The 22,552-nt window shown below is 68.2% G+C and carries 22 protein-coding genes; 2 read left to right on the top strand and 20 right to left on the bottom strand.

Going from position 1 to position 22,552, the window contains the following annotated elements:
- Positions 1-3: 3 nt before the first annotated feature.
- The 20 genes from FQ137_RS10240 to rimP form a co-directional block, all read right to left on the bottom strand.
- On the bottom strand, positions 4-2,193 hold the full coding sequence (locus FQ137_RS10240; RefSeq protein WP_149292287.1) for a ribonuclease J: 2,190 nt from the start codon (positions 2,191-2,193) through the stop codon (positions 4-6).
- Positions 2,190-3,149 (bottom strand): 4-hydroxy-tetrahydrodipicolinate synthase, encoded by a 960-nt coding sequence (dapA, locus tag FQ137_RS10235; protein WP_188064894.1) that lies wholly within the window; start codon positions 3,147-3,149, stop codon positions 2,190-2,192. The genes FQ137_RS10240 and dapA overlap by 4 nt, the downstream gene beginning before the upstream one ends.
- A gap of 58 nt (positions 3,150-3,207) precedes the next feature.
- On the bottom strand, positions 3,208-3,960 hold the full coding sequence (gene thyX / locus FQ137_RS10230) for an FAD-dependent thymidylate synthase (RefSeq protein ID WP_149292286.1): 753 nt from the start codon (positions 3,958-3,960) through the stop codon (positions 3,208-3,210).
- Between the two features lie 33 nt (positions 3,961-3,993).
- Entirely contained in the window at positions 3,994-4,446 is a 453-nt protein-coding gene (locus tag FQ137_RS10225) for a flavodoxin family protein (RefSeq protein WP_149292285.1), read from the bottom strand.
- A complete protein-coding gene (locus FQ137_RS10220; RefSeq protein ID WP_149292284.1) occupies positions 4,443-4,922 on the bottom strand; it encodes a hypothetical protein in 480 nt (159 codons plus the stop codon). Before FQ137_RS10220 ends, FQ137_RS10225 begins: the two co-directional genes overlap by 4 nt.
- 9 nt (positions 4,923-4,931) lie before the next feature.
- Positions 4,932-5,681: a 4-hydroxy-tetrahydrodipicolinate reductase gene (gene dapB, locus FQ137_RS10215; RefSeq protein WP_149292780.1), complete on the bottom strand. Its 750-nt coding sequence runs from the start codon at positions 5,679-5,681 to the stop codon at positions 4,932-4,934.
- Positions 5,682-5,716: 35 nt separating this feature from the next.
- Positions 5,717-7,039: a pitrilysin family protein gene (locus FQ137_RS10210; RefSeq protein ID WP_149292283.1), complete on the bottom strand. Its 1,323-nt coding sequence runs from the start codon at positions 7,037-7,039 to the stop codon at positions 5,717-5,719.
- A gap of 96 nt (positions 7,040-7,135) precedes the next feature.
- On the bottom strand, positions 7,136-9,397 hold the full coding sequence (locus tag FQ137_RS10205; protein ID WP_149292282.1) for a polyribonucleotide nucleotidyltransferase: 2,262 nt from the start codon (positions 9,395-9,397) through the stop codon (positions 7,136-7,138).
- A 343-nt stretch (positions 9,398-9,740) separates the two neighbouring features.
- The gene (gene rpsO / locus FQ137_RS10200) at positions 9,741-10,010 is read right to left on the bottom strand and encodes a 30S ribosomal protein S15 (protein WP_149292281.1); all 270 of its coding nucleotides are present in this window, start codon (positions 10,008-10,010) and stop codon (positions 9,741-9,743) included.
- 114 nt (positions 10,011-10,124) lie between these two features.
- Positions 10,125-11,087: a bifunctional riboflavin kinase/FAD synthetase gene (locus tag FQ137_RS10195; protein WP_255583957.1), complete on the bottom strand. Its 963-nt coding sequence runs from the start codon at positions 11,085-11,087 to the stop codon at positions 10,125-10,127.
- A gap of 23 nt (positions 11,088-11,110) precedes the next feature.
- Complete coding sequence (gene truB, locus FQ137_RS10190) at positions 11,111-12,022, bottom strand: tRNA pseudouridine(55) synthase TruB (RefSeq protein WP_149292279.1); 912 nt, start codon at positions 12,020-12,022, stop codon at positions 11,111-11,113.
- Positions 12,019-12,738 (bottom strand): 4'-phosphopantetheinyl transferase, encoded by a 720-nt coding sequence (locus FQ137_RS10185; RefSeq protein WP_188064892.1) that lies wholly within the window; start codon positions 12,736-12,738, stop codon positions 12,019-12,021. The genes truB and FQ137_RS10185 overlap by 4 nt, the downstream gene beginning before the upstream one ends.
- Complete coding sequence (locus FQ137_RS10180) at positions 12,735-13,676, bottom strand: metallophosphoesterase (protein ID WP_370452352.1); 942 nt, start codon at positions 13,674-13,676, stop codon at positions 12,735-12,737. Before FQ137_RS10180 ends, FQ137_RS10185 begins: the two co-directional genes overlap by 4 nt.
- Positions 13,673-15,067 (bottom strand): MATE family efflux transporter, encoded by a 1,395-nt coding sequence (locus FQ137_RS10175; RefSeq protein WP_255583956.1) that lies wholly within the window; start codon positions 15,065-15,067, stop codon positions 13,673-13,675. The genes FQ137_RS10180 and FQ137_RS10175 overlap by 4 nt, the downstream gene beginning before the upstream one ends.
- Positions 15,051-16,031 carry a bifunctional oligoribonuclease/PAP phosphatase NrnA gene (locus FQ137_RS10170; RefSeq protein ID WP_149292277.1) on the bottom strand — a complete coding sequence of 327 codons (981 nt, stop codon included), beginning with the start codon at positions 16,029-16,031 and terminating at the stop codon, positions 15,051-15,053. The genes FQ137_RS10175 and FQ137_RS10170 overlap by 17 nt, the downstream gene beginning before the upstream one ends.
- A complete protein-coding gene (rbfA, locus tag FQ137_RS10165) occupies positions 16,028-16,489 on the bottom strand; it encodes a 30S ribosome-binding factor RbfA (protein WP_149292276.1) in 462 nt (153 codons plus the stop codon). The genes FQ137_RS10170 and rbfA overlap by 4 nt, the downstream gene beginning before the upstream one ends.
- A 110-nt stretch (positions 16,490-16,599) precedes the next feature.
- Complete coding sequence (gene infB, locus FQ137_RS10160; RefSeq protein WP_149292275.1) at positions 16,600-19,437, bottom strand: translation initiation factor IF-2; 2,838 nt, start codon at positions 19,435-19,437, stop codon at positions 16,600-16,602.
- Positions 19,438-19,506: 69 nt separating this feature from the next.
- Positions 19,507-19,905 (bottom strand): YlxR family protein, encoded by a 399-nt coding sequence (locus tag FQ137_RS10155; RefSeq protein WP_149292274.1) that lies wholly within the window; start codon positions 19,903-19,905, stop codon positions 19,507-19,509.
- 140 nt (positions 19,906-20,045) lie between these two features.
- Positions 20,046-21,032, bottom strand: a complete 987-nt coding sequence (gene nusA, locus FQ137_RS10150) for a transcription termination factor NusA (RefSeq protein WP_149292273.1) — start codon at positions 21,030-21,032, stop codon at positions 20,046-20,048.
- Positions 21,029-21,574 (bottom strand): ribosome maturation factor RimP, encoded by a 546-nt coding sequence (gene rimP / locus FQ137_RS10145; protein WP_149292272.1) that lies wholly within the window; start codon positions 21,572-21,574, stop codon positions 21,029-21,031. Before rimP ends, nusA begins: the two co-directional genes overlap by 4 nt.
- A 107-nt stretch (positions 21,575-21,681) precedes the next feature.
- On the opposite strand from rimP, the gene FQ137_RS10140 reads away from it, so the two are divergent.
- Complete coding sequence (locus FQ137_RS10140; RefSeq protein ID WP_149292271.1) at positions 21,682-22,149, top strand: twin-arginine translocation signal domain-containing protein; 468 nt, start codon at positions 21,682-21,684, stop codon at positions 22,147-22,149.
- Positions 22,146-22,550, top strand: a complete 405-nt coding sequence (locus FQ137_RS10135) for a ferritin-like domain-containing protein (RefSeq protein WP_149292270.1) — start codon at positions 22,146-22,148, stop codon at positions 22,548-22,550. Before FQ137_RS10140 ends, FQ137_RS10135 begins: the two co-directional genes overlap by 4 nt.
- Positions 22,551-22,552: the final 2 nt, after the last annotated feature.

Raw genomic sequence — 22,552 nt, 5'->3', positions numbered from 1 at the left:
GACTCAGACCTGCGCTACGGCGGAGGTGATGACGGTGGGCACGATCATCGGCTTGCGGCGCCACTTCTCCGATACCCAGCGTCCAACGGTGCGGCGGACGGCCTGGGCGATCCGGTACGGGTCGGTCTCACCCTCCCCCGCGAGGTCCCACAGAGCATTTTCCACGAGCTCGACGACAGGCGAGAGTGCGCCAGGCTCGTCTGTGAAGCCCTTGCCGATGATTTGCGGCTTGCTCACGGGACGGCCGGTGCGTGGATCGACCACTACCGTGGCGACGATAAACCCGTCCTCGCTCAACGCGGTCCGGTCGGCGAGGACTGTGTCGCCCACGTCGCCGGTGGAGAGACCATCGACGTAGAGGTTGCCGACGGGGATCTGGCCCACTGCGGTGGCCTTACCGTCGACGAGCTCGACGACGACGCCGTTCTGCGCGAGGACGACATTCTCCTCGGGCACTCCCGTTGATACTGCGAGAGCCTTATTTGCCCGCAGATGGCGCCACTCACCATGCACTGGCATGGCGTTCTTGGGCCGGACGGCATTGTAAATGAACAGCAGTTCGCCGGAGTAACCGTGGCCCGACACGTGGATGTTCGCCTCACGCCCGGTGATGACCTCGACACCCATCTGCGACAGGCTGTTCATCACACCGAAGACCGCTTCCTCGTTGCCTGGCACGAGTGATGAGGAGAAGAGCACCGTGTCCCCCTCGGAGAGGTTGACCTGCCGGTGCTCACGCCGGGCCATGCGCGACAGTCCAGCCATGGACTCGCCCTGGGTGCCGGTGGTCACCACGACGAGCTTTTCCGACGGAAGCTTGGCCGCGGAGTCCATGTCCACGATCACCCGAGACGGGTCGGTGAGCAGGCCCAGCTCGAGGGCGATCTCCATATTGCGAAGCATCGACCTGCCGTTCAGTGCGACCTTGCGGCCGCAAGCGGCCGCCGCATCGACGACGGACTGGACGCGGTACACGTTGGAGGCGAAGCAGGCGACCACCACGAGCTGTCGGGCGTCGGTGATGAGCCGCTGGAGGGCGGGCCGCACGCCGGATTCCGACGGACTGATGCCCGGCGTGGTGGCATTCGTCGAATCGGCCAGGAGTAGGTCGATCCCTTCGTCACCGAACCGCGACATCTTGGGAAGGTCGGTGGGGCGCTTGTCCGTGGGGAGCTGATCGAGCTTGATGTCACCGGTCATCATCACGGAGTTGCCCCCGGCGCGGATTACAACTCCCAAACACTCGGGGATGGAATGGTTGACATCGAAATAGCGAACATCGAACGGACCGAAGTTGCTGATGCTCGATTCGTCGACCTCGTGGAATACCGGCTTGATGCGATGCTCCCGGCACTTGGCGGCAACGAGGGCGAGGGTGAACTTGGAACCGATCACCGGGATGTCAGGCCGCAGCTTGAGCAGGAACGGGATCGCGCCGATATGGTCCTCGTGCCCGTGGGTGAGCACCAGCGCCTGGACCTGGTCAAGGCGATCCTCGATGTGCCCGAAGTCCGGGAGGATGAGATCCACGCCGGGCTCGGTCGAGCTGGGGAACAGAACGCCACAGTCCACGATGAGCAGTTTCGAGTCGTACTCGAAGACCGTCATATTTCGGCCGATCTCGGAGATGCCGCCGAGTGCGACGACCCGCATGGCGCCCTTGCGAGGCTTCGAGGGGCTCGCCATGCGAACGGTCATATCCCCGCCCTGCATGGTTTTAACGCCTCCAAAGTCGGCAGTCGAGTTATCCCCACGTCCTCGGCCCCGGCCCCGGCCGCTGCCGCTTCGGTTACGTCCGCCGTTCTGGCCGCCAGTGTTGTGTCCGCCGTTCTGATCGCCAGCGGATGATCCGGCCTTGGCACCCGAGGACGAACCCCTGCCGCGGCCACGCGATCCACTCCTGGGCGAATCCTTCTGGGTGTTCTCTTTCGGGCCGCTCTCTTTTTGGCCGCTGTCATCCTGGCGGCCAGCTTTCTGACGGCTGTCTTGCTGATTCCGGTCTTTCTCGCCTGCGTCCTGTTTTGCCTTGGCCTGCTCGGATCGGCCCTGCCCCGCATCTGTTACGGAGGCATCGGCTACCGGAGTGGGCTCGGTGAACTGCACCGCAGTCGTGGGTGCTGGCTCTCCGGAGGGCCGTCCGGCGGCACGCCGGGTGCGGCCGCGTCCGCGGCCGGTGGAAGTACTTTCCGTCATCTGGTGACTCCTGCTCTGTGCAGCAGCGCCGCAAGGGCGTCTCGCTGCTCGTCGGTTGGTGGTAACTGCGGGAGTCGCGGCACTCCGGCCGGGATCCCGAGAAGTTCTAATGCTGCTTTGGACATCGACACGCCCCCGAGCGCCCTCTGGGCGTCGAAGAGCGGGAGGAGTCCGAGGTTGATACGTCGTGCAGTCTCGATGTCGCCGCTGAGGAAGGCCTGCCGTAAGTCGACGAGCCGTGACGCGGCCACGTGGCCGATCACGCTGACGAACCCGGTCGCACCGACGGCCAGCCACGGGAGGTTGAGCTGATCGTCGCCCGAGTAGTAGGCGAGATCGCAGTGGGACATGACGGTGACAGCGTCGTGGAAGTCGCCCTTCGCGTCCTTGACCGCCACGATGTTCGGGTGGGCGGCCAGACCGATCAGCGTGTCCGCCTGGATGGGGACCACCGACCGCGGCGGGATGTCGTAAAGCATCACAGGCCGGTCGGTCGCGTCTGCGATCGTCCGGAAGTGCGCGTCGAGCCCCGCCTGGGTGGGCTTGGAGTAGTACGGCGTCACCACGAGCAGCCCGTGAGCTCCGGAGGCCGCGGCCTGCCGGGCTGCGTGTACGGAGTGCGCGGTGTCGTAGGTACCGACGCCAGCGACGATGGTCGCCCGGTCACCCACCTCTGCAAGGACGGTCTCGAGGACCGCGATCTTCTCCGCATCGGTGGTGGTGGGCGACTCCCCCGTGGTCCCCGAGACGACGAGACCGTCGCATCCCGAGTCCACGAGATGTCGCGCGACACGTGCGACGGCCTTCAAATCAACGTGTCCGTCGGATCCGAACGGGGTTACCATCGCCGTGACCACTGTGCCGAATGGCGCGGGGCGCCCTGCATCGGCAGGGGCCCGGCTGCTGTCGGCCGACAGCTCCCAGCCGACAGGCCCCCGGGTGGTCACGTGTGTCATGGTCTCCCAGACTACCCGCAGTAGCGGGCAGAGCCCGATTCCGACCCCGGGTGCACGGTCATCCCTCGAGAACGTAGGGGCTGACGGCGATCTCCGACCCGTCCTCAAGTGTGGCGATCTCGAAGTCGGAGAACACTGCCGGCGCGGCCTCTTGCAGACGGCGCAGGACGTCGATCGCCAATCCCCGGATCTCGGTATCGGCATGTTCGGTGGCGCGCATGCCGATGAAGTGTCGCCACGACCGGTAGTTGCCCGTCACAACGATCCGGGTCTCTGTGGCGTTCGGAAGCACGGACCGGGCGGCCTGACGTGCCTGCTTGTGCCGCAGCATGGGATTGGGGACGTCCGCGAACCGGTCCTCGAGTTTGGCCAGCATCTCGGCATAGGCGTCCCGGGAGGCGTCGGTCGCCCGGCGGAAGATCTCTACGAGCTCGGGGTCGTCCGCGATCGCAGGAGGAGGCACCACCTTGGAGTCGTGCTCGGGGACGAAACGCTGGGACAACTGGCTATAGGAGAAGTGACGGTGCCGAATCAGCTCGTGCGTGCACGAACGGGAGATTCCGGTGATGTAGAAGGTGACGCTCGCGTGCTCGAACACCGACAGGTGTCCCACCTCGAGGATGTGTCGGAGATATCCGGCGTTGGTGGCGGTGCGTGGATTGGGCTTGTCCCAGCTCTGGTAACAGGCTCTCCCCGCGAACTCGGCCAGCGCGGACCCACCTTCCGCATCCGTCTCCCACTTGATCTCGTCGGGGGGGATGAACTCGGTGTGCGCGACCAGGCGGACTTGCCGCCGGACGAGCTCGGACATCGTGGGTCTCCTCTTGGTGTTGAGCTCGGCTGGTCAGCCGAGCAGATGTGCGCCGACGGTGGCCGCTACCTCTGCGGCGGTGTCGAAACCCTCGCGATCGGGTTCACCGGTCAGCTGGACGGCTGGGGCGACGGCCTGTAGTCCCCACCCGGTGGCGATTCGCTCGACCGAGTTGACCGCGCCGGCCGTGTCGTTGTCCCCGTGCACGCACAGGGCGTAGGGGCGGCCCGAAACCGCCCCCTCACAGGTGTAGTAGGTGCGATCGAAGAAATGCTTGAGCGCGCCGGACATGTATCCGAAGTTGGCCGGGGTGAGCAGAACATAGCCGTCAGCGCGCAGGACGTGGTCATCGGTGGTGGCCAGCGCGGGAACTGACTCCACTTCGATCCCCTCGAGATCGGGATGTGCGAGGCCTGTCACGAGAGCCTCCAGTATCCGGCGCAGGCGCGGCGACGGGGCGTGGTGCACCACCAGAACCGAACTCATCGCGGTCCCTCCCCCGAGGCGAGTTCGGCCTCCCGCAGCCCGATGGCGGCCTTCATGACCTCCCGAGCCCGGATGCGGTCGCCGGCGTGGTCGTAGGCCCGTGCCAACCGGTAATTGGTCCGCCAGTCGTCGGGGGACGCCCGGTATTCGGCGCTGACCCGGTCGAACAGTCCGTCCGCCGCGTCGTGGTGGAGTCGACCGGAGGGGCGTTGTTCCAACCCGGCCAAGTCTAGTTCGATGCCCTCCGCGGCGGCGGCGGCAGAGATCTTCTGTAGTTCCAGGCCATTGCGGACTATCGCCCAGGTCGCCCAGGCACCGACGCCGGTGAGCAGGAGAATTCCGACCCCAAGACCGCGGACGGCCAGGTATTCGGACGCAGTAGTCATCGACCAGCCGAGGTACAGCAGGTACCCAAAAGCCACGATCAGGCCGAGTGCGGTCACGGTCATGACGAGGGGCTTGATGATTCTGTCCATAGCGTGTGCCTACTCGTCCATGAAGGTCTCGAGCCCCACTGTCAGGCCCGGGGACGCGGCGATCGAGCGGACCCCCAGCAGGACACCGGGCGCGAACGAGGAGCGATCCAGCGAGTCGTGCCGGATGGTCAGGGTCTCGCCCTGGGTGCCGAGCAGTACCTCCTGGTGTGCGACGAGGCCGGTCAGGCGGACCGAGTGCACGCGGATCCCGTCAACATCCGCGCCCCGGGCGCCGTCGAGTTCTGAGGACGTGGCGTCGGGCGAGGGGCCGAGGCCGGCTTTCGCACGGGCCTCCGACATCATCGTGGCGGTGCGATGCGCGGTCCCCGATGGCGCATCGGCCTTGTTCGGATGGTGCAGTTCGACGATCTCGGCTGACGGGAAGTAGCGGGCGGCCTGGGCCGCGAACCGCATCATCAAGATGGCGCCGATGGCGAAGTTCGGTGCCACGAGCACACCGGTGCCGGGACTGTCCTCGAGCCACTGACGAAGCGTCGCGAGACGGTCCTCTGTGAACCCGGTGGTCCCGACGACCGCGTGGATCCCGTTGGACACGCAGTACTGCAGGTTGTCCATCACCACGTCCGGGTGGGTGAAATCGACCACCACCTCGGCTCCGGAGTCGACGAGAGCGTCCAGCGGATCGCCCTGGTCCACCTCGGCGACGAGCTGGAGATCATCTGCGTGTCGGACGGCCTCACAGATCGCCGTACCGACCTTGCCGCGTGCACCGAGCACTCCGACCTTCGTCACCGTCATCATCTCCTCAGTGGTCATCATCGAGCCAGGCCAGCCTATCCGCCGACGCGGCCGAGCAGTTCAGCCGCGCCGCCGCCGGGCATCCCGGGCCCGACCGCCGCCAGACACCACGGCGCGGACTCGCCCGTCCAGTAGGCGGCGACCTCGCCGGGAGTGACCCGACGGAGTCTGGCCATCGACTCCTCCACCGGGACCACCGTGTCCCGGTCCAGCAGGTGCCGACCGATCCGGGTCATGCGAGACAGCGGGTCGTCGAGACCCAACCTGATGGAGCCCGTGAGGTGGCCGATCGCCCGGTCCACCTCATCTGCGACCGGTGGCGATCCCACCATTCCGGATACCACCTCGCCGACCTCGTTGCACAGGGCATCCACCCGGTCAACCGGAGACCCCGCCACGACGGTGAGCAGACCGGTCGATCGGAATTGATCCATACCCGCATAGACGGTGTACGCCATACCCAGCTCCTCGCGGATGCGTTGGAACAGCCGTGAACTCAGCCCGCCACCGAGGACCGCGGTACCGACCTGGGCCGCTGCCCGATCGAGGTGATCCCGCGCGGGGGTTCTGCGGGCGAGGGCGATCAACGCCTGCTCGGAGTCTCCATCCTCACCCGTGAGGACTGACGTCGTCGACCATCCCGACTCCCGCACGCCCGTGTCGGTGGAGCCGGAGCCGGCTCCCACATCAGATTGGTCCCGCGCGGCGCGATGATGGGAGATCGCCGCGGCGAGCGGTCCCCCGGCGATACGGCGCACGAGCGCGTCGTGGTCGATCCGCCCGGCCGCGGCGACAACCACGTCGGCGGCGCCGAGAATACGGCGGTGGAACGCCCGGAGGGTCTCGGCATCCAGTGCCTCGACCGAATGCTCGGTACCGATGATCGGGCGGGCGAGCGGGTCTCGACCGAGGACTGTGGTGGTGACCAGCTCACAAGCGAGATCTTCGGGATCGTCCGCCCGCCCGGCGAGCTCGTCGAGGACGACGTCCCGTTCGATCTCGATGTCAGCGGGGTCGCAGGACCCGTTCGCGACAACGTCCACCAGCACATCGACTGCGGTGTCGCACCCCTCTGCGGGCACGTGCACGTGGTAGCAGGTGTGCTCGCGCCCCGTGTAGGCGTTGAGGTCGCCGCCGAGCAGATCTATCCGCTCGGAGAGCTCCCGGCCTGATGCGCTGGTCGTGCGTTTGAACAGCACGTGCTCGAGAAAGTGTGCGGCCCCGTGCTCCCCGGGTCCCTCGTCCGCAGAACCGAACCCTATCCAAACGCCGACCGCCGCGGTGTGACACCACGGCAGGTTCTCGGTCACCACACGGACACCGGGGATCGACCGGTCCACTCGGATCGATGACTTCACGGACCCTCCATCCTCTCGACAAACGAAGCACGCACCCCGAGCGCGGGGTGCGTGCTTCATGGATGCCGGTGCCGCGGACGGCGGCCCGGCGGGGTGTCAGTCGTCGTTCCCGGCGTCCGGGTCGGAGCCACTGTCGGTGCCTTCGTCCACAGGAATGAGGCTGATCTTGCCCCGGTTGTCGATGTCGGCGATCTCGACCTGCATCTTGTCGCCCACGTTGACGACGTCCTCGACCTTGCCGATGCGCTTGCCCTGGCCCAGCTTGGAAATGTGGACCAGGCCGTCGCGGCCCGGCAGCAGCGAGAGGAACGCGCCAAACGGAGCGGTCTTGACGACCGTTCCGAGGAATCGCTCGCCAACCTTGGGCAGCTGCGGGTTGGCGATGGCATTGATCTTGTCGATCGCGGCCTGGGCCGAGTCGCCGTCGGTGGCGCCGATGTACACGGTGCCGTCGTCCTCGATCGAGACGGACGCACCCGTCTCCTCGGTGATCGAGTTGATCATCTTGCCCTTGGGCCCGATCACCTCGCCGATCTTGTCGACGGGGACCTTTATCGCGATGATGCGCGGAGCGAACGGGCTGAGCTCGTCGGGCTCGTCGATCGCCTCGGCCATCACGTCAAGAATGGTCAGTCGCGCCTCGCGTGCCTGCGTCAGTGCCCCGGCCAGGACCTCGGACGGGATGCCGTCGAGCTTGGTGTCCAACTGCAGCGCAGTGATGAACATGCCCGTGCCGGCGACCTTGAAGTCCATATCGCCGAACGCGTCCTCGGCGCCAAGGATGTCGGTGAGCGCCACGTATCGGGTCTCACCGTCGACCTCGTCCGAGACCAGCCCCATTGCGATACCCGCGACAGGCGCCTTCAGTGGCACGCCGGCGTTGAGCAGCGAGAGGGTGGACGCGCAGACGGAGCCCATCGAGGTCGAGCCGTTGGAGCTGAGAGCCTCGGAGACCTGGCGGATCGCATAGGGGAAATCCTCGACGCTCGGCAGGACCGGCATAAGGGCGCGCTCCGCGAGCGCTCCGTGGCCGATCTCGCGGCGCTTGGGCGACCCCACTCGACCAGTCTCACCCGTGGAGTACGGCGGGAAGTTGTAGTGGTGCATGTAGCGCTTGCTGGTCTCGGGCCCGAGCGAATCGATCTGCTGCGCCATCTTGACCATGTCAAGAGTGGTGACGCCCATGATCTGGGTCTCGCCACGCTCGAAGAGTGCCGAACCGTGGGCGCGCGGGACGACCTCGACCTCGGCCGACAGGGCACGAATGTCGCGGGTGCCACGACCGTCGATACGGAAGTGATCGGTGAGGATCCGCTGACGCACGATCTTCTTGGTGAGCGACTTGAACGCGGCCCCGATTTCGCCGAGACGGTCGGAGAACTGCTCGGTGAGTCGCTCCAGCACGGTCGCCTTGAGCTCGTCGGTCGCGATGTCGCGGTCCTGCTTATCGGCGATCTGCATGATCTCGCCGAGCTTGGTCTCGGCGATCTCGGAGACTGCTGCAAACGCGTCTTCCTGGTACGGCGGGAAGAGCGGGAACTCCCGCGGGGTGCCCGGGGCTGCGTCGGCCAACGCCTGCTGCGCGGCGCACAACTCGGCGATGAACGGCTTGGCGGCCTCGATGCCCTGGGCCACGATGTCCTCGGTGGGCGCCTGGGCGCCACCGGCGATCTTCTCGATTACGTCGTCAGTAGCCTCGGCCTCGACCATCATGATCGCTACGTCCGACGAATCACCGGAGCCCACGACGCGGCCCGCCACGACCATGTCGAAGACGGCCCCGGAGAGCTGTTCGACGGTGGGGAACGCCACCCACTGGCCCGCCGGATCGGCGGCTGTCGGGATGAGCGCTACCCGCACTCCGCCGACCGGGCCTGAGAATGGCAGCCCGGACAGTTGGGTGGACGCTGAGGCGGCGTTGATGGCCACCACGTCGTAGAGGTCCTTCGGATCGAGGCTCATGACGGTCACCACGACCTGAACCTCGTTGCGGACCCCGTCCGCGAAGGTGGGGCGGAGCGGCCGGTCGATGAGCCGGCAGGTGAGGATCGCGTCCGTGCTGGGACGTCCCTCACGACGGAAGAACGAGCCGGGGATCCGTCCCGCGGCGTACATCCGCTCCTCGACGTCTACGGTCAGAGGGAAGAAGTCGAAGTGCTCCTTGGGGTGCTTACCCGCCGTGGTGGCGGAGAGCAGCATTGTGTCGTCGTCGAGGTAGGCGACGACCGAACCGGCCGCCTGCTTGGCCAGTCGGCCCGTCTCGAAGCGTAGTTCGCGGCGTCCGAAGTCGCCGTTGTCGATGGTCGCGACGGTCTCGAAGACCCCGTCTTCGACCTCGACGGCCGTAATCTGTGGCATGTGTTTCCTGTCGTGTCGGGTGCATGAGCCGCACGGCGGAATCGTCCCGCCGGGGCTGCCGGGTGACACGCCAGGGGGTCCCGGTTCGACTTCGGTCTTCGATCGAAGCGGCCGGAGCGTCTGCCCACCGCGGTTACCGCTGCGGGCGTCGGGCTCCGGCGGCCACTACCGAGGACCGCCAATCGGACCTGTCGACCACCCCGGCACGTGTGCACCGGCTCCAGCCAGGCTATCAGGGAAAACCGTCCGGGTCACCGGGGCACGCGTGGGTGTCACCCCTAGCGATGCAACGACCCCCGCCCGGAGAACCGGGCGGGGGTCGGAGAAGCGGTCGTCGTCGACGTCAGCGACGCAGGCCAAGCCGCTCGATCAGCGAGCGGTAGCGGGCGATGTCGACCTTGGCGATGTACTTGAGCAGACGGCGCCTGCGGCCGACGATCAGCAAGAGGCCACGACGGGAGTGGTGGTCGTGCTGATGGGTCTTGAGGTGCTCGGTGAGCTGCTGGATGCGCTTGGTGAGCATGGCAATCTGGGCCTCGGGCGAGCCGGTGTCGGTCTCGTGGATCCCGTACTCGGCCAGTACGGCCTTCTTCTCTTCGGTGCTCAACGCCATTGGTGACTCCTGGTTGTTCCAGTCCGCGAAAAATGTAAGACCCCGCCGCCGCGAACCGCAGCAGAGCCGACTAGCGAGATTACCAGCCGGACCGGCCCCGCCCCAATCCGCGGCTCAGGTCCCCAGCACGGTCCGGGTGGTGGTGACGTCCCTGTCCATGGCCACGAGCAACTCGTCAACGGAGGAGAATTTCTCCATGTCACGGACATGGTCGACGAAGTCGACGGCGGCCAGTCGTCCGTACAGGTCCGCGGTCTCGTCCAGCACGAACGCTTCGACGCTGCGGGCGGAGTCCCCGAACGTCGGGTTGGTCCCGACCGAGATCGCGCAGGGATACCGACGCCCGGCCACGATCGAGCCGTCGATGGGGCCGTCGTCGAGTACCGTGAACCACCCGGCGTACACCCCGTCGGCCGGTACGGCGATGTGGTCGGCCAGGTCGAGGTTGGCGGTCGGGTACCCCAGGTCCCGGCCCCCACGTCCGGCGCCGTGGACAACAAATCCGGATACGCGGTGGGGGCGGCCGAGGACCTCGGCGGCGGCGGCTACGTCGGCCTCCGCCAGCAATCGACGGATACGGGTGGAGGACACGGTCTCCCCCCCTGATTCGAGAAGGTCGACGACCTCGCAGGTGATACCCCTCGCGGTGCTCAGTTCGCGCATGGTCTCGGACGTACCTGCGGCACGGCGCCCGAACGTGAAGTTGCGCCCGACTGTGACCGCGCGGGCGTCCAGACCACGGACGAGGACCCGGTTCACGAACTCGCCGGGTTCCCACGAGGCCATCTCGCGGTCAAACGGCAGCGCGAACACCGCGTCCACTCCGAACTGTCCAGCGAGTTCTGCGCGACGCTCCAGGGGGGTGAGAACGGACGGGTGGGTGCCCGGCCTGACGACCTCGACGGGGTGGGGGTCGAAGGTCACGAGGACGGGACTCGCGCCGAGGCGCCGACCGTGGGCGACGGCGCGGTCAACCAGGCTCCGATGCCCACGGTGAAGTCCGTCGAACACGCCGAGCGCGACGGAGGTCCCGCCGTCGGGGATAACGATCTCGTCGAACGTCCGCCACAATTGCACGGCGACCACCTTACGCCCGGCGTTCACAGCCCCGCCGGCCGCATGACCACGACCGGAGCGGCGCGCCGCCCTGATTCCTCCACCAGCGCCGCGACCCGGCCGTCCGGGCCCACGGCGGCGACGACTCCGGTGTCGCCGCGGGCCTCGAGCCACCGACCGTGGCGCAGCCCCTCTGACTCATCGGCGTCGATGTCGCGTCTTGGGAACGCCGTCAGCGCAGCGGTGTCGAGGTCCAGGGACAGGGTCGGTTCCGTCTCCAAGTGCTCCAGGGTCCGTGCCACCTCGAGGCCGAACGGTCCCACGTGGGTGCGCCGCAGCGACGTGAGATGCCCCCCGACGCCTAGGGCGGCGCCAAGATCTCGGGCGAGTGCGCGGATATAGGTGCCGGTAGAACAGTCGACGACGACGACGAGGTCGATCACCTCCGCGGAGCGGACCCGCTCGAGCACGTCGAACCGGGAGACGGTGACCCGCCGCGGACGGAGTTCGACCTCCTCCCCCGCTCGCACGCGGTCGTAGGCCCGCCTGCCATCCACCTTGATGGCGCTGACCGCGGACGGCACCTGGTCGATCTCCCCGGTGAGGTCTGCGACAGCCGCGTCGATCGCCTCGTCACTCACGACGGAGGCGTCCGTGGCCGAGGTCGTCTCGCCCTCGGCGTCGTCTGTGGTGGTGGCCTGTCCGAGGCGGATGGTTGCCTCATAGGATTTGGTCTCCAGGGCCAGGAGCCCAAGCATCTTGGTGGCCCGTTCGATGCCCACGACGAGCACCCCGGTGGCCATGGGGTCGAGCGTTCCGGCATGGCCGACCTTGCGGGTGCCGAAGTAGCGACGGAGTCGTGAGACGACGTCGTGACTACTCATCCCCCCTGGCTTGTCAACGACCACCAGGCCGGGGTCGGGTGCGGGGCGGGAGTCGGATCTGAGCTGCGTCACGGTCCCACGCTATCGGCCCCTGCGGGTCGCAGCACGATCGCCGAGGCCACATACCCGTCCCAGACGGCCCAGCGGCCCCAGAACTCGACCAGATCCGGCCCACCGTCCACAGCGTGCGCGTCCACGAGGATCCGGGAACGCACCGTGCCTAGGGCCACCCCGTCGTCGTAGGTGTCGGCGACCAGGGTGATGTGGGCGTCACCGAACCCTAACCACCGGTGGGTGAGCGGGAACCACGCCTTGTATGTGGCCTCCTTCGCCGTGAACAGGACGGTATCCCAGGCGATGGACGCCACCTCGCCGTGCGCGGCGCGCACCCACTCCGCCTCCTCGGGCAGAGAGACGGCCTCGAGGACGCCCGCACCCAGCGGCTTGTGCTGCTCGACGTCCAGCCCGATTGACCGGACGCGACCTGCCGATGCAAGTGCGGCGGCCCGCAACCCGTGGGTGTGCGTCAGGGTTCCCACCACGCCGGGCGGCCACACCGGCATACCCCGCCCCCCGCGTAGCACCGGACCGGCCGGGACCCCGAGTCTCGTCATGGCCTCCCTGGCGCACGCCCGTGCCCCCGCGAAGTCCACCTTGCGCCGCTCGACCGCGGCGCCGATTTGCTCGATCTCCACCGGGTACAGAGACGCCACCAGCGACGCGTCGTCCAGACCCAGCTCGGCGTCGGTCACCGCCACCACGTCAGGGGGGAACAGGTCACCGATCACCGCTCGTCCTCCACATAGGGGCCTGTGTCTTCGGGCCGGGCGATCCTCGGCGTGCCCCCGCCGTCGCGGACCCATCGGACCTGGGGTGCGGCCACCGTCGGGAGGATTTGACGCGTGAGCGGGTCAGGCCGTCCACGCCGGTTCCACTCTCTGGGGTACCCGAGCGAGACCTCTTCGAACCGCACCCCGTCGTGAATTGACGTTCTCGGGATGTGCAGGTGCCCATACACGCAGGCGGTGGCGCGGTAGCGGCGGTGCCAGTCAGCGGTCTGGTCGGTGCCACACCAGAGTGCGAAGTCCGGGTGGTGCAGGACCCTGGTGGGATCCCGCAGCAGCGGCCAGTGGTTGACGAGCACTGTCGGGTGCGCGGGATCAAGGCGCGCCAGCCGTGTCGTCGTGCTCACGAGCCGCTCCCGACACCAGGCGACCGCATCGCCGTAGGGGGCGGGATCGATGAGGAACTCGTCCGAGGCAACGACCCGTCGCTGACGCGCACCGGCCAACGCCTCCGCCCGCGACTGGCCCGCGACCGGCGTCCAGCTGTAGTCGTAGAACAAGAACATCGGGACGACCCACGCCGGTCCCCCGGGTCCGGTCCACAGGGGGTACTCGTCCTCCGGGGTGTCTACGCCGACGGCACGGCACGCCTCCACCAGCCGGTCGTACTTGGTCGTGGACGTCATACCCTCGTCGTCGCGCCCGATCCACAGCTCATGGTTGCCGGGCGCCCAGATCACCCGTTCGAAGCGTGCGGCCAACCGCTCCAGTGCACTGACAACCTGGTCGATCTTCTCAGCGACGTCACCGGCCACGATGAGCCAGTCCCCGGGGTGCGTGGGGTGGATCTCGTCCACCACGTGACCGTTTCCGCGGTGTCCCACATGCAGGTCGGACACCGCACGCAGACTCGGTCGCGCATTCCTCGACGTCACCATCATTCGTCCGCCTCCCGAAGTGCCCGTGCGTCCGGGGTCTGCGCGCCCAGCACCATCCACCGGTCGCCGCGGGCACGGGCGGCCACGGCGATCAACCGCAGCCCGACGAAAACCCCCATGCCCGCCCAGATCCCTGCCAGGCCCCACCCGAAATGCCGGGTGGCGAGCAGCACGGGCAGGAAGCCGAGCAGCGCCGCGACCACGGTGCTCGTGCGCAGGTAAGCCGCATCGCCGGCGCCCAGGAGCACGCCGTCGAGACCGAACACGACCGCGGCCGGGATCACCACCACGGCCATCCCGATCAGGGCCACGACCAGACGGTCGGCCACCCCGGGGTCACCGGACAGTAGTGCCGCCACCGGTGTCCGGAACACCATCGTTGTCAGGGCGAGCGCCGCGCCCAGCCCCAGTGACCACACCACTACCGCACGTGCCAGCGCCCGGCCATGGGCGGCGAGCCCTGCTCCGAGTGCCGCACCGACGAGGGATTGCGCCGCGATCGCGACCGAGTCCAGCACGAGGGAGTAAAGGGCCCACAGTTGCTGCGCCAGGTGGTGCGCCGCGAGTGAGTGCACGCCGGCGGCGGCGGCCGCGGTGGTGGCGACGGCGAAGGTGACCTGGAACGACGCCGTACGGATCACCAAGTCCACGCCCATGCGGAGTTGACTGACGATGACGGCGCGGCGTGGCCTCAGAGATCCCGGACGTTCGAGGACGAGGGCCACGAGGAAGCCCCCGGCCATGAGCAGTTGCCCGGCGAGGTTGGCCCATGCGCTCCCGACCAAGCCGAGCGTTGGTGCCGGCCCGAGTCCTGGGACCAAGACCACGCATCCGATGATCGACACGCCGACGCCGACCCCGACCAGGACTAGCGGGGTGCGGAGTCGCAGGACCCCCCGCATCCACCCGTGGCCCGCCGAAGCCACGAGTATGCACGGGATCCCCCATACGGCGACCCTCAGCCATTCGGACGCCCGGGCGGCCACCTGTGCATCCGCAGCGAGCACTCGGGTGAGCGGCCCGATCAGCGCCAGCACGACGGAGACCACCAGCGCACCGACGACGAGCCCGATCCATGTGGCCTGGACCCCTTCGGCCACGGCGTCGTCCCGTCGGCCCGCACCGTGTAACCGGGCCGACCGTGCTGTGGTCCCGTAGGACAGGAAGTTCATCTGGGTGCCCAGTACGAGGAGCACCAGTGCGCCCACGCCGAGCGCGGCGAGGTCGTCGGGCCCCTGGCGACCCACCACGATCCCGTCGACCAGAAGGTAGACGGGCTCAGCGGCAAGCACTGGGAGGACCGGAAGAGCGATCGACAACAGTCGGCGCCCGACGTCGCCGATTCCGAGCACAGGTTTGGGCCCGGTGGCCGTCGTGCTAGCGGAGGAGTTCACGGAGCCTCGCACTCACGGATTCCAGATCACCGTGCATCGTGCAGCCGGCAGCCGATGGGTGCCCCCCGCCGCCCAGTGCGGCCGCGACAGCCGAAACGTCCACCACGTCCGCGGCCGCTCCACCGGCGCGCGAGCGAAGCGAGACGGCCCACTCGCCCGGGAGGTATTCCTTCAACAGCACCGCCACCCGCGCCTCTCGCACACCACGGAGGTGTGAGACCAGGGACTCGACATCGTCCTCGTCGGCGACCAAGATCACTTCGTGCGGAACCGCCAGCCAGACCGAGCCGCGCCCGCCTACCGCATCGACGTCGAGGCGCGCCGTGGCCAATAGTTCACCGAGGACGCGGAGCCAGGCGAACGAGTGCGCGTCGAGCAACGCGAACGTTAACTCGGTGGACTCTGCGCCAGCGGAGAGAAGCCGCCGGGCGGTCTCGTGCGAGCCTGTTCCGCCCCACCGGAACGACCCGGTGTCAGTGACCAGCCCCGCGTAAAGGCTCGTCGCCGTTTCGGCGTCAACGTCGAATCCACCAGCCTCGAGAACGTCCAGGACGAGCGACGCCGTCGACGCAGCTGCCGGGTCGAGCAGCATGTGGGAACCGAATCCCGGATTGGACCCGTGGTGGTCGATGACGAGGATTTCCGAGGCCGCGTCGGCGAGACGATCCCAGCGCCCCACCCGGTCCGGGCTCGCGCAGTCCAGCGTCACTACGAGACCGTCATGAGCGGGGACTCCCGCGAGCGGAACGACGCGATCCGTTCCCGGGATGATACCCAGGGTCTGAGGTACCACGCCGGGGTCGAAGGAGTGGTGGACGGTCACGCCACGCGCACGCAGCGCGCGGGCGAGCCCGGAGGAGCTCCCCAGTGCGTCCGCGTCCGGGCGGATGTGGCACAGCACCGTCACCTCTCGGTGGCGGGCCAACACGTCCGCGGCGCCGGCGGCGTCCACCCGGATGGTCACCGTTCGTCGTCCTCCGGCTGGCCCGCCTCCTCCGGCTTGCGGTAGGGGTCCTCGTCGCCCGCCGGTTGGGCTCCCTCAGCAGCGCGACGCACCTGCTCGTCGATGGCTCGCGCCTTCGCGAGCAGCTCTTCCATGTGGCGGGCCGCGTCGGGCACGGCGTCCAATACGAAGGTCAGCTCCGGGGTGAACTTCACGCCGGTCTGCTTGCCCACCATCGTGCGCAGACGGCCCCTGGCTGCGGTCAGCGCCGCCTCCGCAGCCTCGAGGTCGGGCTCCTCTTCGAGGGTCTCGCCCCGGACTGTGTAGTACAGGGTCGCCACCCGCAGGTCCGCGGTGATCCGCGAATCTGTGATCGTGACGAATTCGAGCCGCGGATCCTTAATCTCGTGGTCGATAGCCGTCGCGACGATCTCGCCGATCCGTTTACCGAGCCGTCCCGCGCGTCCCTTACCGGTCATGGCGATCCTCCTTGACGTGATGCGGTCGCTCGGCGACCACGAATTGACAGGCATGCCGCGGGGGCAGGTCCGAGTACACGGAACCCGCCCCCACGGTGTGCCCTGCGACGTCAGTCGCGCGGCTTCTCGACGAGCTCGTAGGTCTCGATGATGTCACCGATCTTGATGTCGGAGTACGTCACCGTCAGACCACACTCGAAACCCTCGCGGACCTCGGTCACGTCGTCCTTCTCACGGCGCAGCGAGGAGACGGTCATCTCCTCCACCGCGACGTTGCCGTCCCGGATGAGCCGGGCCTTGGCGTTGCGACGCATGATGCCGTCGAGCACCATGCAGCCGGCAATGTTGCCCACCTTGGAAGAGCGGAAGATCTCACGAATCTCCGCCTGACCGAGCTGCTTCTCCTCATAGATCGGCTTGAGCATGCCCTTAAGCGCGCTCTCGATCTCGTCGATCGCCTGGTAGATGATCGAGTAGTACCGGATGTCGACGCCCTCGCGGTTGGCCAACTCGGTGGCCTTACCCTCGGCACGAACGTTGAACCCGATGATCACAGCGTCGGACGCAGCCGCCAGGTTGACGTTGGTCTCGGTTACTGCACCGACACCGCGGTCGATGACGCGCAGCTGCACCTCGTCGTCGATCTCGATCCCCATAAGGGCCTCTTCGAGGGCCTCGACCGTACCGGAGTTGTCTCCCTTGATGATGAGGTTGAGCTGGCTCGTCTCCTTGAGGTGCGAGTCCAGATCCTCGAGGCTGATCCGGCGACGGCTGCGCGCGGCCATCGCATTGCGCTTGCGCGCATTACGACGGTCGGCGATCTGCCGTGCGGTCCGGTCCTCCTCGACCACCATCAGGGTGTCACCGGCACCACAGACGCTGGTCAGGCCGATGACCTGGACCGGACGCGACGGTGTCGCCTCCGTGACGTCCTCGCCGTGCTCGTCGACCATGCGACGAACGCGACCGTAGGCATCGCCCGCGACGATCGAGTCGCCGACCCGGAGTGTTCCGCGCTGGATGAGGACCGTGGCGACCGGACCGCGACCGCGGTCCAGGTGCGCCTCGATGGCCACACCCTGTGCGTCCATGTCCGGGTTCGCCCGCAGATCCAACGATGCGTCCGCAGTGAGGACCACAGCCTCCAGCAGCGCGTCGATGTTGAGGTTCTGCTTGGCGGAGATGTCGACGAACATCGTGTCACCGCCGTACTCCTCGGGGACGAGCCCGTACTCGGTCATCTGACCGCGGATCTTGTCGGGCTGCGCGCCCTCCTTATCGATCTTGTTGACCGCCACGACGATCGGCACCTCGGCCGCCTGCGCGTGGTTGATCGCCTCGACCGTCTGCGGCATCACGCCGTCGTCCGCCGCGACCACGATGATCGCGATGTCGGTCGACTTCGCGCCACGGGCACGCATGGCGGTGAATGCCTCGTGGCCCGGGGTGTCGATGAACGTGATCGTGCGGTCCGTCTCGTCGACGGGAACCGTCACCTGGTATGCGCCGATGTGCTGAGTGATGCCACCGGCCTCACCCTCGCCCACCTTGGCGGACCGGATGCTGTCCAGCAGTCGGGTCTTGCCGTGGTCGACGTGACCCATGACCGTGACGACCGCGGGACGACGCTCGAGGTCGTCGTCGTCGCCCTCGTCCTCGCCGAAGGACAGGTCGAAGGACTCGAGCAGCTCGCGATCCTCGTCCTCGGGGCTGACGATCTGGACCTTGAAGCCCATCTCCTCGCCGAGGAGCTGCAACGTCTCCGGCGTGACCGACTGGGTCGCGGTAACCATCTCACCCAGGTTGAACAGGGCCTGGACGAGCTGAGCCGGGTTGACATCGATCTTATCCGCGAAGTCACTCAGCGACGCGCCCTGGGCCAGCCGGAGGGCCTGCCCACGGCCGTCAGGAAGCCGGACGCCGCCGACCTCCGGTGCGCGCATCGAGTCGTATTCCTGACGCTTCTGCCGCTTCGACTTGCGGCCCCGACGGGGCGCTCCACCGGGACGACCGAACGCACCCGCGGCACCGCCGCGACCGCGACCGCCGCCACCCGGACGACCCCGGAAGCCCCCGCCGCCAGCTGCGGGGGCACCGCCGCCGCCGCCCGGACGGAAACCGCCGCCGCCAGGACGTCCACCCGGACCACCCGGGCGGCCTCGACCTGCTGCCGGACGTGCGACCTGACCCGGCATCTGACCGGGGCTCGGACGAGGAGGCATATTCCCCGGAGTGGGACGGGGACCGCCCTGTCCCGGTGCTCCCGGCCGCTGCGGGGGACGCGGGCCCCCTTGTCCGGGCGCGGGGCGTGCCCCACCCGGACGCGGCCCGGCCTGCCCTGGCCCTGGGCGGGGGCCGCCCTGGGGACGCGGCGCGGGCGTCGTGCCGCTGGAGTACGGGTTGTTGCCGACCCGAGGCGTCTTCGGTCCGGGCTTGGGCCCGGCTGGCCGCGGTCCGGGTGCCGGGCGTGACGCGGCTGCGGCAGCACCGGGGGTCGACTCCGGGGTAGGCCGCTGTGTTCCGGGCTTGGCTCCCGGGGTCGGGCCTGCCTCCGGCTTCGGGGCAGGTGCGGGGGCCGCAGGCTTCGCGCCCGGGACCGGCGCGGACGCCGGCTTCGGGGCCGGTGCGGACGGCTTTGCGCCCGGCGTGGGACCGGCCGCCGGCTTGGGAGCCGTCGGGCGCGGATCCGCACCTGGACGGGGGCTCGCTGCCGGCTTGGAGGGCGCGCCCGGCTTGGGCGCGCCTCCACCGGCGGACTTGGTCGGGGCCGCAGCGGACTCGCCGCTTGCTGGCGGGTGTGCCTCGCGCAGGCGCCGGACAACCGGTGCCTCGAGCGTCGAGGATGCGGATTTGACGAATTCTCCCTGATCGCGGAGTTTCGTCAGAAGTTCTTTACTTGTGATACCGAACTCTTTGGCCAGTTCGTGTACCCGGGGCTTGCCTGCCACTGCTCTCCTCACTGCGAGGTCTCCACGGCAGGGCTGGCCGCGCGACCTCGGTCTACATTCGATGGACGTTCATCGCTGGAGCTTCACGGTGTGCTCATCGTGTCTGGTCCGTTCCTCTTCTTGTGCTCCCCCAGTCGGACCGAATGGCCGACGGGTGGTGTCGTGCTCGAGGCGTACTGCCTCAAGCACCTCCGTGATCGCGTCCTGGGACACGTTCCCGGCGACTCGCAGTGACCTTGAGAAGGCCTTGCGGTCGAGTGCAGTCGCGATGCATCGCGGGTCGCGGTGCACCCAGGCTCCTCGTCCCCCTGCCCGTCGGCGGGGATCGGGAGAGAGTTCGGCCGACTGCGGATCATGAACAATCCGCAGGAGCCGGGAATCGACATCCCGACCCCGACAACCGACGCAGGTCCGGATGGGACCCGCGCTCCCGGCGGTGCCGAACAGCTGGTTCTTGCGTCCCGCCATACGGCCACTCCGGTCTCTCGCCGCCCGGCCCGAGTGGACGGGTGGACGTGAAGTCACTGTGACAACTCAACAGTCTACAGACAATGCGGTGTCGGCACTAACGGCGCGCCCGACCGCGTGGCGGTGGGGCGCGCTCTGTCTCACTCGGCGTCGCTGTGGATGTCGATGCGCCACTGGGTGAGCCGGTGGGCCAGGCGGGCGTTTTGCCCCTCCTTGCCGATCGCCAGCGACAGTTGGTAGTCCGGCACGACAACCCGGGCCGCCCTGGTTTGCGCATCGGCGACGGTCACCGAGATCACCTTGGCCGGCGACAAGGCGTTTCCGACGAAGACCGTGGGGTCCTCGTCGTAGTCGACGATGTCGATCTTCTCGCCGTCCAATTCCGCCATCACCGCGCGTACACGGGCTCCGTTCGGCCCGATGCACGCCCCTTTCGCGTTGAGGCCGGAGATGGTGGACTCCACCGCGATCTTGGTCCTGTGTCCTGCTTCACGTGCGATTGCCGCAATACGCACCGAGCCATCCCCGATCTCCGGGACCTCGAGGGCGAACAGCCCGCGGACCAGGTCCGGGTGCGTACGGGAGAGCGAGACAGAGGCACCGTGCGGCCCCTTGTGCACTCCGATCACGTGGCACTTGATGCGATCGCCGTGCTCATAGGTCTCACCCGGCACCTGTTCGGCAGGGGCAATGGTCCCCTCCGTTCCCCCGTTCTCCGGTCCGATGTGGACCACCACGATCCCGCGGGCGTTGGCACGGGAGTCCGATTGAATGACCCCGCTGACAACCTCGCCCTCTCTCGTGACAAGGTCGCCATAGATGCGGTCAGTCTCGGCCTCCCGCAGACGCTGGAGGATTATCTGCCGAGCGGTCGCCGCGGCGACCCTCCCGAAGTCCGAGGGCGTGGCGTCGAACTCCCCGATCCGATTCCCGTCCTCGTCGACCTCGGCCGCCATGACGGCAACCGTGCCAGCCTTACGGTCCAGCTCGATCCGGGCCACGCGGTGGGCGTCCTCGGTCCGCTTGTACGCGGTGAGCAGGGCGTTCTCGAGGGTCTGCACCAGATCGTCCAGCGGGATCTCGCGCTCCCGGGACAGCATGTTCAGCGCTGCCATGTCGATGTTCAACGATCTTCTCCTTCTCGCACGCCACGACCGGGGTTCTCAGGGTCCGACAGTAGGGCCAGCTCCTCCTGCGGGGCCGGTCGAAATTCGACCCGGATCACGGCGCGGGCCACCTGCTCTAACGCTACCGAGTCGACTTTCGTCCCACGGCCGGCCCTCGACACGATGCGGACCACCCCCGACGACTCGTCGAGGTCCCCGATCCGCCCACGGGACGGTCCCTGCCCACCGTCGACGTAAACCAGGTCGACCTGGCGTCCGCGGGCGCGGTGCCAGTGCCGCGGGTGTTCCAGTGGCGCATCGACCCCCCTGCTGGTGACCTCCAACGTGACGGGCTGCCCCGCCCCTCCCCACTGCTCGGCGAGCGGATCGAGGTCGGCAGACAGCTCGGCGAGATCGTCGAGGGAGACTCCAGAATCCCCGTCCACGATGACCACCACGTGCCACGTGGCCGACCGGGAGTCCTCGCGGACATCCTCGAGATCGAGACCGCGGTTCGAGACCGCCTTGCGTATATGGGCCCAGTCGGGCTCGGGGACGATCACGGTGCTCCTGGAGTGGCGGGCTGACGGGTACCGTTCCGGGACGCGGACGGGCCGCATCACTGTACCGCCTCGCACGTGCCATCTCCGACCCCTGGCAGGATGTTGTGGTGCACCATTCCGTCCCCGTCGACCTCTCGCGCCGCCAGTTCATCGCCGCTGCAGCCGTTGCCGCCGGACTCGCAGTGGCCGGTGGCTGCGCACTACCTGCAGGCATAGGCGACCCCGACACGCTGATCGGCCTACTTGACGCCGCTGAGCGTGACGCACGTGAACTCGCGGCCGCAGACGCCTCCCACGGAGAGTGGGCCGGTGCCCTGCGCCGGATTGCCGACGCGAGGAAGATTCACGCACAACAACTCGCGGACCTCGTCGAGCGCCCGGACGGCGACCAAGGGCTGACACCGTCATCGGCGCCGCCGCTCGTGTGCCCGCCGGTGGAGGAAGTGCGGGCGCGCCTACGGGCCGATGCTGCCGGTGCCGCCGAGGCAGCCGCGGCGTCGGAGGGCGCCCGGGCGGAGATCGCGGGCGCGGTCTCGGCGGCATGCATCGCAGCGGTCGAAGTGGAGCTCGCGTGACGACCCCGGTCGGCTTGGCTGCCGAGGACGCTGCGGTCTACGGATACGGTCTCGTCCTCGCCCGGGCAGACGGCTCCATCCGGGCCGCGGTCCGTCGGGAGCTCGCGGCTCATCGCGACCGCCGGGACGCCGCGGAACTGTTGTGGCCGGGGTCGCCGCCCGCTCCTGTCGGCTACCTCGCGGGGGAGGACACCCCCGCTTCCCCTGTTCTGCTCGCGATTCGGATCGAATCGGATTGCTGTGAGGCCTGGCGCATCGAGCTTGGACGAGCCAGCTCGTCGGAGACCCGGCGATTCTGCGTCGACGCCCTCACCGCGGCGGCGGTCCAAATGGCTCGGTGGAGGACGCTGGTCCCGGGCGCGCCGTTCGAGGCGCTGCCCGGGTTTCCACCGCCTGCCTGATG

This window comes from Dietzia sp. ANT_WB102 (genome assembly GCF_008369165.1).
In the GTDB taxonomy this organism is placed as follows: domain Bacteria; phylum Actinomycetota; class Actinomycetes; order Mycobacteriales; family Mycobacteriaceae; genus Dietzia.
The sequence above is the reverse complement of the archived record's forward strand: the minus strand, read 5'-3'. Positions and strand labels throughout refer to the sequence as shown.